The 11,348-nt window shown below is 70.3% G+C and carries 6 protein-coding genes; 1 reads left to right on the top strand and 5 read right to left on the bottom strand.

From position 1 onward, the window contains the following. The coding region (locus tag Ato02nite_RS29180; RefSeq protein ID WP_213009854.1) for a molybdopterin-dependent oxidoreductase at window positions 1-1,182 on the top strand (1,182 nt) is incomplete at its 5' end. A gap of 38 nt (window positions 1,183-1,220) precedes the next feature. On the opposite strand, the gene Ato02nite_RS29175 is transcribed toward Ato02nite_RS29180, so the two are convergent. From Ato02nite_RS29175 to Ato02nite_RS29155, 5 genes are all read right to left on the bottom strand, one after another. Continuing rightward, window positions 1,221-1,496 carry a hypothetical protein gene (locus Ato02nite_RS29175; RefSeq protein ID WP_213009853.1) on the bottom strand — a complete coding sequence of 92 codons (276 nt, stop codon included), beginning with the start codon at window positions 1,494-1,496 and terminating at the stop codon, window positions 1,221-1,223. Between the two features lie 68 nt (window positions 1,497-1,564). Then, window positions 1,565-2,080 carry a hypothetical protein gene (locus Ato02nite_RS29170; RefSeq protein ID WP_213009852.1) on the bottom strand — a complete coding sequence of 172 codons (516 nt, stop codon included), beginning with the start codon at window positions 2,078-2,080 and terminating at the stop codon, window positions 1,565-1,567. Window positions 2,081-2,117: 37 nt separating this feature from the next. Further along, on the bottom strand, window positions 2,118-8,162 hold the full coding sequence (locus tag Ato02nite_RS29165; protein WP_246607519.1) for a DUF6531 domain-containing protein: 6,045 nt from the start codon (window positions 8,160-8,162) through the stop codon (window positions 2,118-2,120). Between the two features lie 143 nt (window positions 8,163-8,305). Next, window positions 8,306-9,379 (bottom strand): substrate-binding domain-containing protein, encoded by a 1,074-nt coding sequence (locus tag Ato02nite_RS29160; RefSeq protein ID WP_246607517.1) that lies wholly within the window; start codon window positions 9,377-9,379, stop codon window positions 8,306-8,308. Beyond that, window positions 9,376-11,322, bottom strand: coding sequence for a heparinase II/III domain-containing protein (locus tag Ato02nite_RS29155; protein WP_213009850.1), 1,947 nt, complete (start codon window positions 11,320-11,322; stop codon window positions 9,376-9,378). The genes Ato02nite_RS29160 and Ato02nite_RS29155 overlap by 4 nt, the downstream gene beginning before the upstream one ends. Window positions 11,323-11,348: the final 26 nt, after the last annotated feature.

Here is an 11,348-nt window from a genome sequence, read left to right as displayed (position 1 = left end):
TCGGCCGGCATGGCACCGGCCTCCGGCTCGGCCGGCACGGGAATCTCCGCCGGCCCGGCCGGCGGGTTGGCCGCCCGGCTCGGATCGCGCGGTGACGCCGGTTCCGGCGGCACGCGCTCGTTGAGCGCGGTCGACCGGCGGAGATTCCTCGCGGCGGCGGCCCTGGTGGCGGCCGGGGCCGTCGTCGCCGAGGCCGGGGCGACCGGGGTGAAGCGGATTCGCGGCGGCGCCGCGGCCCGGTCCCGGGCCGACATCCGGCTGCCCGCCGCGGCCGACCCCGGAAAGCCGGTGCCGGCCGGCACCGATCCCGGCTTCGTCACCGGCAACGCCGACTTCTACCGGGTCGACACCGCGCTGACCGTGCCCCGGATCGACCCCGGCTCGTGGGAACTGCGGATCCACGGGATGGTCGGCGACGAGATGCGGCTGTCGTTCGACGACCTGCTGCGACGGCCGCTGGTCGAGCGGGTGATGACCCTCAACTGCGTGTCCAACGAGGTGGGCGGCCCCTACATCGGCACCGCGAAGTGGCTCGGCGTACCCCTGGCGCCGTTGTTGTCGGAGGCCGGGATCCGGCCCGGCGCCGACCAGATCGTGGCCCGCTCGGCCGAGGGCATGACCATCGGCACGCCGACCGCGACCGCCCTGGACGGCCGCGACACGATGCTGGTGGTAGGCATGAACGGCGAACCCCTGCCGCTCGAGCACGGCTTCCCGGTCCGGATGCTGACCCCCGGCCTGTACGGCTACGCCGGCGCCTGCAAGTGGCTGACCGAGCTGGAGCTGACCACGTTCGCGAAGTTCGACGCGTACTGGGTGGAGCGCGGCTGGTCGGCCGAGGGCCCGGTGAAGACCGCCTCCCGGATCGACAAGCCGAAGCCGTTCGCCCGCCCGGCCGCCGGCCCGGTGACCGTGGCCGGCGTGGCCTGGGCCCAGCGCCGAGGCGTCAAAGCGGTCGAGATCAGCGTCGACGGCGGCGACTGGAAACCGGCCGAACTGCTGCCGGTCCCATCGATCGACACCTGGGTGCAGTGGCGCTACAGCTGGAAGGCCACCTCAGGCCCGCACTCCCTGTCGGTCCGAGCCACCGACCGGACGGGGGCTGCACAGACCGCCGCCCGAGCAACCCCGTTCCCCAACGGCGCCACCGGCCTGCACACGATCACCGTGACCGTCGCCTGACCGTTGCGGCTTGATTTCAGCATGGACCGTCAAAGACCTCATGGGCGCCGGAGGCCTCGGGTGGCCACGAACTCGAGGAAGTCCTTCGCCTCGAAGACGATCTCGCCGGTGTCATGCAGGCGCATGCTCACCGCCTCCTCGCAGTGGCCGTCGTGGACGACGAAGCCCCACATGTCACCGCTGCCGACCGGAGCGACCGAGACGAACCCCGGCACGGCGTACGCCCCGGTGTTCTCCTGGAGAAGGCCGCCCCGGACCGGAATCCCGTATCTCGTCGAGGAACCGGATCTCGGGCGGATATCCCTTGCTCGCATGCGCGGCCCGCGCCTCCTCGGCGATCTCCCGGAAGTCGGCGAAGTCCATCTCAGAAGAAAGAGTTCAGCTACAGGCCGGAGGTGTGGCCGTCGGCCGTGAACTCTCGCACCACGCCCAGGAGCCGGTCGAGGAACTCGGGGAAGTCCTTGGCGACTTTCACCGGGTCGCCGAGGCCGCCGCGATAGATGCCGGCCACCAGTTCGCCGGCCGGCAGGTGATAGACCGAACCGTCGCTCGGCGCCAGGCTGAAGAAGCCGCCGCTGCCGTCGGTGCCGAACGTAACGACGTCGCCGATGTCGTCCACCTCGGCGCGGACCGGACGGCCCCATTCGGCGGACATCGGGATCTGGGTCGCCGGGTGGATGAAGTAACCGTTGTGGACATCGGCCAGCGAGACCGCGCCGACCTCGGCGTAGAAGGCGGCCAGGGCCGGTGGGAGCGGGATGTCGTTCCCACCGGCCTCGGGCTCGTCGACGTAATTCTCGTCCGCACCGAATGGGTAGCCGAACCTTTCCTCGAACCCCGTGCCGAGCCGTTCCAGCTCGGCACGGACGTCCGTCTTCCAGTCCGTGATCCCACTCATGGTGATTTACCTCCGGCGGTTCTGACCAGACGAGGGCTTACCAGAAATACTTTCCGTACTTGACATCTATGTGCCAGGCGAACATCTCGATGGACGATCGCGAGGCGTTCGGAGCGGCTTTCTGGAAGGCTGTCCATTCGTTGGTGATCAGCTGATGGATGTTGTTGCCCGGCCCCGCATGCGAGCCCTGGACACCGCGAATGTTGGCCGGGGAGTCGAAATCGAAGTCCTCGAACTCGGGGTGGTCGCGGTAGTACTGCGGCACTGCGTGGTGCGCGTCCCAGTCCTGCGGCATTCGCGGCTTACCCTGTTTGGCCAGGTCGGCCTGGAATCGGCCACGCCAGTTGCCCTCGCCGATCCTACAGCTGCACGGGTTCCCCCGGTGGTCGACGCCGTCGCCGCAGTTGTGCACCAGCACCGGGTCGGAACCGGCGAGCACGTAGTAGGTGTGCTCGCGGCTGACCGTCAGGTTGTAGACGGTCGTGGTGGCGCTGCGCTCGGCCAGCCGGGTGACCGTGATCTTTCCGCCGTGGTCGTCGCGCAGGGTCTCGCCGGGCTTCAGTTCGGCGGCGGGCACCCACTCGTCGCGGGTGAGGCTGTAGAACTTGTGCCCGGCCGTGGCGGTGACCACCCCGGAGCCGTCCAGGACGACGTCCACCAGGGATTTGTCGCCGGTACCGACGACCGTGGCGGTGACCTGGGCAGGCTCGGTCAGAGCGGCGGACGGCTCGGTGGCCAGCACCGTGTCGCCGGGCTCCAGCTTCTCGATCGGCTTGGTGCTGCCGTCGGCCAGCAGCACCGGAGTGCCGGCGGCGAAGGAGTTCTGCGCCAGCCGGGACGCGTTTCCGGCCGCGGCCTTGCAGCTTTCCCCGGTGGGAGATTCCTTCTGTTTTGCCTTCTTGGCATTGTCGGCGGCCTTCTGCGAGGTCGCCTTCGCCTTTCCACCGGCGTCCTTGGCGCCCTTCGCCGCCTTGGCCGCCTCGTCCGCGTATCTCTTGGAGTCGGCCGCTTCGCCGGCGGTCTGGGTGGCCTTCTTGATGTAGCGCGGAATCGCGGACAGGGCGTTCTTCGCCGACTTCAACCGGCTGTACGCGTCGATCAGACGGCGACCGACCCCGACCGCCTTGATCGCGACCTTGGCGGCCTTGAACATCTTGCCCCACGGCACCGCCTGCAGCGCCGTGCTGACGCAGGCCAGGATGTCGCCCTCGGTGATGCAGGCCTTCGCGTCGTTGAAGCCGACCAGATCGAGGATCAGATTGACGATCTCGTCGCCGATCTGCTTCACGAAGCCCTCGGCCTCGTCCACGATCTTCTTCGAGTTGAGCCAGTCCGGGTTGTCGACCGCCTCCTCGCCCTCGCCGGCGGCCGCGGTGTTGGCGTCGGTGGTGGCCGCGCACGCGGGCGGATAGTTCGCGCACGCCATCGCCTGGTAGTAGTCGGAGTAGGTGTCGGCCATCCCGTCCGGGTCCTGCCCGGTCGGGTCGGTCAGCACGGTCGGCCGGGCGTTGGTGTACGAGTAGGTCGACACCGCCTGGTCGCTCTGCGGCTGCGCCACCGGGTCGGCCGAGGCGAACCGGCCGGTGGACGGGTCGTAACTGCGGGCGCCCATCGCGTACCGGTCGCCCTGGCTGGTGTCCTGGTAGGTGCCGGCGTACTGGAACGGGTTGTCCGGCGCGTCGCCGGCCTTCTTGGTGGTGCCCCGATCCCCGCCGAACGCGTCGTATGCGTACTCCCATTCGGAGGCGCCGGTCGGTGAGACCACCCCGGAGACCCCGCCGAGCCAGTCCCGCAGGTAGGAGTGGGCTCCGTCGGAGGACAGCAGGGCGAGCGGCTGACCGGTCGGGTCGTAGACGTAGTCCCGGGCGGCGCTGCCGGTCTGCCGTTCCTGGGCCAGCAGCGGCCGGTTCGCGTTGACGTCCCAGCTCCAGGTCTGGGTAACGGCACCCGAGGTGGCCGAGATCCGGTTGCCCACCGCGTCGTACGCGTAGTTCGTAGTGGTGCCGCTGGTTGTCGACGACGTCATCGTGTGGTCGAGGGCGAACGTGAACCGGTCGGTCCCGGCCTGCGTCTGGTTTCCCTCGAGGTCGTACGCGAAGGTCCGGGTGCTGCTTCGGCTCCCGGCGATCGTCTCGGCGGTGAGCTGGTCGGCGCCGTCGTAGGCGTACGTCGTGGTGGTGTTCTCGCCGGTGGCGACCCGCTTCATCGTGGTGCGGTTACCGACCAGGTCGTACGTGTAGTCGTTCCGCGAGGCCGACGCGCCGGAGCAGGACTGCGCCCCGTAGCACTCGGCGGTGAGCCGGTTCGCCGCGTCGTAGGTGTACGCGGTCGCCTCGGTGATCGTGGGCTGCCCCGGCTCGCCGGAGGTCTTGACGATCTTGGTCGGGTTGCCGACCTTGTCGAGGGTCAGGTCGAACGCGGACAGCGTGGTGTCGCCCTTGGTGGCGGCGATCCGGGTCATCCGCCCGGCCCGGTCGAACGTGCGGCTCTCGTCGATGCCGGTGGCCGACGGATAGTCGATCCCGGTCAGGTGGTCGGCGACGTCGTAGCTGAACCCGTAGTTCGCGCTCGTGCCGCCGCGGTTGGCGGTCAGCCCGGTGATGCGGTCGCCCTCGTCGTACTCGGCGCCGATCGTCGTGCCGTCCGGGTAGGTCCGGGTGGTGACGCGGTCGGAACTGTCGTACTCGTACCGGAACACCTCGCTGCCCCGGGTGACCGAGTTGAGCCGGTCGGTCACGTCGTAGTCGTAGCTGATCACGCCGGTCGGGTCGGCCGCGCTGACCACCCGGTTCTTGGCGTCGTAGCCGTACGAGTAGGCCGTGCCGCCGGCGCCGAGCTGCTTGTTGGTCAGTCGGCCGAGGTTGTCGTAGGAGTAGAAGATCGTGCGGGCCGGCCGGTTCGGATCCGGGCGGCCCGGCTCGACGATCCGGGCGGTGACCTCCTCGATCAGGTTGGAGTCGGCGTCGTAGGCGTACTCGCGGCGCCGGCCGATCGCGTCGGTGGAGACCGTCTTGCGGCCGGCCCGGTCGTACTCGAGCGATGACGTGCGGCCGAGCGGGTCGGTCCGCTTGATCACCTGGCCGTCGGCGTTGTAGCCGTAGATCAGCGACTGGCCGCCGGGTGCGTCCGGGCCGGTCACCGAGATGAGCCGGTCGGCAGCGTCGTAGCCGTACTTGCTGATGCGGCCGTTGGCGTCGGTCGTCGCGGTGAGCCGGTTGATGGCGTCGTAGCTCGCCGCGGTGACGTTGCCGAGCGGATCGATCACCGTGCTCGGGTTGCCGGCCTGGTCGTAGCCGTACTTCGTGGTGTAGTCGGCCGGGTCGGCCCCGGCGACGTTGCCGCGCGGCTCGGTGATCGCCACGACCCGTCCGTCGTCGTCGTACGACGTGGTGGTCGTGCCGCCGGTCGGACTGGTCTGCTTGATCACGTTGCCGGCGTCGTCGTACTCGATCCCGGCGGCGCCCGCCGCGGGCCCCGAGCTGCCGGTGCGCCGGTTCGCCTCGTCGTAGAAGTTCTCCAGCTTCTCGCCGCGCTCGTTGGTCATCGAGACCACGTTGCCGTTGTTGTCGTAGCCGACCTTGGTGCCGTTCTTGAACTGGTCGGCCTGCTCGGTGGGCCGGTCGAGCGCGTCGAACGCGGTGTCCACCTCGACCCGCTGCCCGCCCGAGCCGTACGGCCGGTCGGTACGGATCAGGTTGCCGTTGTAGTCGTAGTGGAAGACCGTGGTGAACAGGCTCTGATCGGCGCCGGCGACATTGCCGCGAGGGGAGACCTCGGTGGCGACCCGCCCGTTGCCGTCGTAGGTCCACCTGGTCCGGTTACCCTCACCGTCGGTCTCCGAGGTGCGGCGCCCGCCCGCCGAGTACGTGGTCGCGGTGACGTTCCCGATCGGGTCCTTGACCTCGACCAGCCGGCTCGCCTTGTCGTAGGTGTACCGGCTGGAGTTCGACAGCGGGTCGGTCTGAACGACCACGTTGCCCAATTCGTCGTACGTGGTCCGGGTCGGCTGGGCCTTACCGGGCTCGAACGTCTCGGTCAGCTGGCTCATCTGGTCGTACGTGTACCGGGTGCGGTAGGCGTCCTTGTTGCCCCCGGCGACCGTGCCGCGCGGGTCGACCACGGAGGCCAGCCGCCCGGTGCCGTCGTACGTCATCTCGGTGCGACGCCCGGTCGGCGAGATCTCCGCGGTGCGGTCGCCGTACACGTCGTACTCGTATTTGGTGATTTTGCCTCTGGCGTCCTTGCGGGTCGCCAGCTGGCCCTTGCTGTCGTAGGTGTACTCGTAGCCGGTGCCCTGTTTCGGGTCCTTCTGCGAGGTCATCTCGTTGAACTGGTTGTACGTGTACGACCAGGTGTTGCCCCGGCCGTCCTTGACCGCGGTCACGTTGCTGTTGCCGTCGAACGTGTTGACCGAGGTGAACGAGAACGGCTCCGGCGCGGTGCGGGAGACCGGGTTGCCGGCGTCGTCGAACTTGGTGACCTCCTGGTTGCCCTTCGGGTCGACGACCAGGTTCTTGTTCAGCTTGCCGGTGTAGCGGTGGTTGACCGTGTCGTTGTTGCCGTTCTGGCTGTAGAGCAGGACGTTGTTCTTGTAGCCGTCCTTGATCGTGACGCCGTCCGGGTCGACCGTGGTGGCGACCTGGGTGGCCGGCTTCCAGTCGAAGGTGGTCCGGCCACCCTCCGGGTCGAGCTGCTCGGCGACCCGCCCGTCGGCGTTGTAGGTGTTGCGGATCAGCTTGGCGCCGCGGGCGTCGGTGATCTCGCTCAGCCGCCCGGCCGCGTCGTAGGAGTAGCTGGTCACGTAGTTGCGCGGGTCCTGCGTCTTGAGCAGCCGCCCGTCCTGGTAGTCGAACTGGGTCGACCGCCCGTCCGGCAGGGTGATCTTGGTGATCAGGCGCAGGTCGGTGCGGAATTCGAACCGTACGACCCGCCCGCTCGCGTCGGTCACCGTGCTCAGCGGGCCGGCGGCCGAGTAGGCGAGCGTGATGCCCAGGCCGCGGGCGTTCTTGATGGACAGCAGCCGGCCGTCGGCGTCGAAGCTGAGCACCCGCTTGTCCGGCGGGACCAGCTTCCAGCCGGTGCCGGCCCGGGTCAGCGCGGCCCGGATGCCGGCCGGCGCCTGGTAGCTGCCGTCCGACTGGAGCAGGTAGACCGCCTCGGTGCCGTCCTCGGCCCGCACCCGGACCGCGCCGTTGTCGGCCGCGATGATCCGGATGTCGTACGACGAGCTCCAGCCCGGCCCGAACATGCCGGCGTTGGTGTTGGCCGACGAGTAGTAGCGGGCGTGGTTGAACGGGATGCCGTAGGAGGCCATCGTGAAGTCCCGCTCGACCCGGAGGTAGTTGCCGGTCGCGGTGTTTACGGTGGCGCCGCGCAGCGCCTGCGCGGTGACCGTCGGGCCGAGCACCGTGCTGCAGCCGCAGCCGACGACCTGCCCGGCCGCGACGGTGGGCACGTCGTCGACCTTCCGCGGGTGCGCGGCGGCCGACGGCGGGCTGGTCTGCTCGGTGCCGTCGGCGGCGATCTCGGTGACCGTCACCGTGTAGGTGCGGGCCTCGTCGAGCACCCAGCCGTCGGCCGCGCCGAAGCTGCGGCACAGCTCGGCGGGGGAGAAGCAGTAGGCCAGATCGGACTGCTTGAGCTCGGCGGACCGCTGCTCGGCGCCGGTCTCGGTGTCGGTGACCGTGGCGAACCAGCGGCCCCACGAGTTCGGGTCGCCGGTGTTGATCTCGGCGTCCCAGTAGACGACCAGCGAGGTGTCCCCGAGCAGGAAGCCGGGCCGGACGATCGGTTTCGACGCGGCGGCCAGCAGCGATGCCTTCCGCTTCGCCTTCTCGGCCGCGGTCGGCACTCGTGGCTTGGCACCGTCGGTGGAGGTCGCGGGCGGCTCCGGCGGTGCGGAGACGCCCGGCGGCAGACCGTGGTTGGCGGTCGCGGTGGCCGGCAGCGGCCGGTTAACCGGTCCAGCTCCGGGCGCGGCGACCGGCGCCGCGACGGCTGGTGAGATCGGGAAGGAAACCAGATAGGCGGCGATCAACGCCGCGATCAGGGCATGGCAGAGCAGCCTGAATCGTCTCGACACGCGCACCGAACACTCCCCCGTGGATGTGGGCTTTGCTTGTCCGCCAAGCACGCTGTCGTATCGAAGACGATCGACGCATCCACCGAACGGCTGATTCGATGTGCCTCAATGTGAGCGCTCCCATAGGGAGCTTTCTTAACCGGTCAAGCAGGGGTCGGGGCGGCCGTCGAGGCTCGCACGGTCAACGACGGGCTGATCACCACCCGGTGCGTGGGCCGCTCCGGATCGGCGAGCCGGTCGGCGACGAGCCGCACGGCGGCCCGCCCGATCGAACGGCGCGGCGGCCGCACCGCGGTCAGCGCCGGCGAGAACAGCCCGGCCACCTCGTCGTCGTAGGCGATGATCGAGAGATCGCGCGGCACCACGAGCCCGCGCTGCTCGCACCGCTGGACGAGAGCGATCGCCTCGGCGTCGGCATGCACCAGCAGGGCCGTGGTGCCGGTCTGGCGGCACCGGTCCAGCGCCCGGTCCAGCGCGGCGGCGCAGGCGGGCAGCCGGGCGTCCGGCACCAGCGCGTCCACCGTGGCCTCGCCGGTCAGTGCTTCGAGCCATCCCCGCCGGATGTGCGGGGTGGTCGGGCTGTGCTCGGCAAGCACCGCGCCCACCCTGGTGTGTCCGAGACCGACCAGGTGCCGCACGGCCATCGCGGCCCCGAGCGCATGATCGGTCACCACCGACTCGAGGAACTCGTGGTGCGGCCCGCCGGTCGCGGTGCGCTCCAGCAGCACCACCGGGATGTCCAGGTCGTTGAGCCACTCGATGGTGCGGGCCGAGGTCGGCGCGTCCATCCGGGGCACCACGATCAGCGCGTCGGCACCCTGCTCGACCAGGCGGCTGAGCTGCGGAAGGTCATCCTCCGACTGGTACGACGAGCCGCGCAGCACGATCCGCATGTCCAGCTCGCGGGCGGCCTCCTCGGCACCCTGCGCCACGCTCGGGTAGTAGTAGTCGAGCGACGGCACCAGCATCCCGATCGACTCCCCGCCGGCTTCCTCCACCGGAGAAGCGTCGGCGGACGGCAGCGCCACCCCGCCGTGCACCCGCTTGACCAGGCCTTCCGAGGCCATCTGGGCGATGTCGCGGCGGATCGTGACGGCGGCCGCGCCGAGCGCGTCGGTGAGGTCGGAGATGCGCAGCACGCCGTCGCGTTGCAACGCCTCCAGCAGCCGGGCGCGCCGGGCCACCTGGAGTGGCCCGCGCTTGTCTGAGGTGCTCACCGCTGCTCCTTAACGGTCAGTTCGAGGCCACCGTTCGCCCCGAGGGCCGTGACGTCGATGTCGAGCCTGGTCAGGCGCTCGCCCCAGACGTCGCTCAGCATCGGGTCGTCGAGCTCGCGCACGGTGACGGCGCACGTTACCGCCGGCTCCCACGACAAGATCAAGCGCCCTGCGGCCTCCAGCGCAACGACCTCCGCGAAGCCGTCCCCGACCGAAACTGATCCGGCCAGGACATAGTGGATCAGACTCGTTCCGTCGCCGCGGAGCGCCCATTCGTCGCGCACGACAACCACGTCGTGGTCCAGCCGGGCGGTCCGCCTCCAGCCTTCCAGGCCGTACGCGTCGGAGAGGTCCATGGAAATGCCGTCACCTGTGCGCTGCACCCCGGAAGCGGCGAACTCCCGGCCGGCCCGCTGCTCCCGGCCGAGGATCGTCGGCGTGTTGTGCCACGAACTCCGCATCGTCCAGATCTCGTAGCGGTCCGGCCCGAACGTCTGCCGCGTGTAGGTCGGCCGCCCCGGATCGACCAGCACCGGCACCCCGCCGAGCGCCACGATGACGCTGCCGACGTCGTTGTGGTTGTGGTTCTCCGCGTTGTGCCCACCCTTGACGGCCAGCGTAAGCCGCGCCCCGCGCCGAATCATCACCTGCGTGGACGGAAACCACACGTCCGCCGCCGCCGCACCGCTTTGCGCCTGCCCGCCGGAACCTCGCTGCGATCTTGTGGAGTTGGCGCTCGCTCCGCGCGGGAGCTCCACAAGATTCGCCGCTGTGTCCGGTGTCTGCTGCGAGCTTGTGGAGTTGGCGCTCGCTCCGCGCGGGAGGCCCACAAGATCCGGAGGTGCCGGCGCGGTCGCGGCCAGCCAATGCGGGTCGGTCAGCGCGATCAGCAGGCGGCCTACGCCCTGGGACTCCGCGACGACCGGCTCGGTCGGGTCGCGGTGGGTGGCGGCGTGCGCCTCGGCCTCGCCGTCGCCGAACAGGCGGGCCGCCCGGTGCAGCGCGTGCCAGGGCTGCGAGCGGGGCGGGCGGGCCCAGCCGTCGGCGTGGTTGACATACCAGTCGCCGCCCAGGTGCAGCCGGTGCGGGAACGCGACGGTCTGCCGCAGCGCGGGCCAGGCGGTGGCGTCACCCAGGGCGCCGCCGGTGGCGTACGCGAGCAGGTCGTACGCCTCCAGCAGCCGGCAGGCGCCGTTCCACCAGTACGAATAACCCTCGTCGATGGCGCCGTCGGCCGGTAGCGACGCCGCGTACCGATCCAGGCCCGCCTCGATCAGCTCGATCAGGTCCTGCCGGCGCTCCGGGTCCTCGACCAGGGCGAGGACCGCGACCAGGACGTTCCCGTGGATCCACGCGGTCCAGTTGCTCAGGCTGTCGAGCCAGTGCCAGTCACGCCGGGTCTCGAACGGCGTCAGCACCCGCTGGTCCACCTCGTACCGGATCCGGGCCCGCAGGCCCGGCACCCGGTCGTCGAAGACGTCGCCGAGCAGGTGGTCGATCCAGGCCAGCTGCATGGCCACCTCGCCGGCGCCCAGGTCGAGGTAGGGCTCGGTGACCGTGGGCAGCACCGCGCCGTGCCGTCGGAACGTGTCGTCGTGGGCCGGCCAGCACCAGCTGCTCTGCTCGCACAGCAGCACGACCCCGTCGGCCGCGGCGTCGATCCACGCCGGATCGAGCGTCACGGCCGCCATGACCGCGGCCCGGGTCAGCCGCTCGGCGCGCTCCCAGAGCAACTGCTCGTACGCGTCGCGGTCGCCGTCGCGGAAGTAGCGCGCGTACCCACCGGCCAGGAGCGCCGGCCAGGGTTTGGCGCGGTCGGCGGCGGCCCGCTCGGCGAGGCCGCGGATCGTCGCCGGATCGAGCCGGGCGGCATCCCAGACCGTGCGGTCGGCGGCGGGTGCGACCGGCAGTGACTTCGCCGGCGGAAGAGGGGGATCGGCCATCGCGCCTCCACTGTGATCGATTGTGA

The sequence above is a fragment of the Paractinoplanes toevensis genome, assembly GCF_018332695.1.
Classification (GTDB): Bacteria; Actinomycetota; Actinomycetes; order Mycobacteriales; family Micromonosporaceae; genus Actinoplanes; species Actinoplanes toevensis.
Note: the sequence above shows the minus strand (reverse complement) of the source record. Positions and strands in the feature narration are given on the sequence as shown.

What these genes read in the sequence shown, in the direction of transcription:
- Ato02nite_RS29170 (WP_213009852.1), bottom strand. Translation starts at nt 2,080, where the DNA reads ATGAGTGGGATCACGGACTGGAAGACGGACGTCCGTGCCGAGCTGGAA.
- Ato02nite_RS29175 (WP_213009853.1), bottom strand. Translation starts at nt 1,496, where the DNA reads ATGCGAGCAAGGGATATCCGCCCGAGATCCGGTTCCTCGACGAGATAC.
- Ato02nite_RS29155 (WP_213009850.1), bottom strand. Translation starts at nt 11,322, where the DNA reads ATGGCCGATCCCCCTCTTCCGCCGGCGAAGTCACTGCCGGTCGCACCC.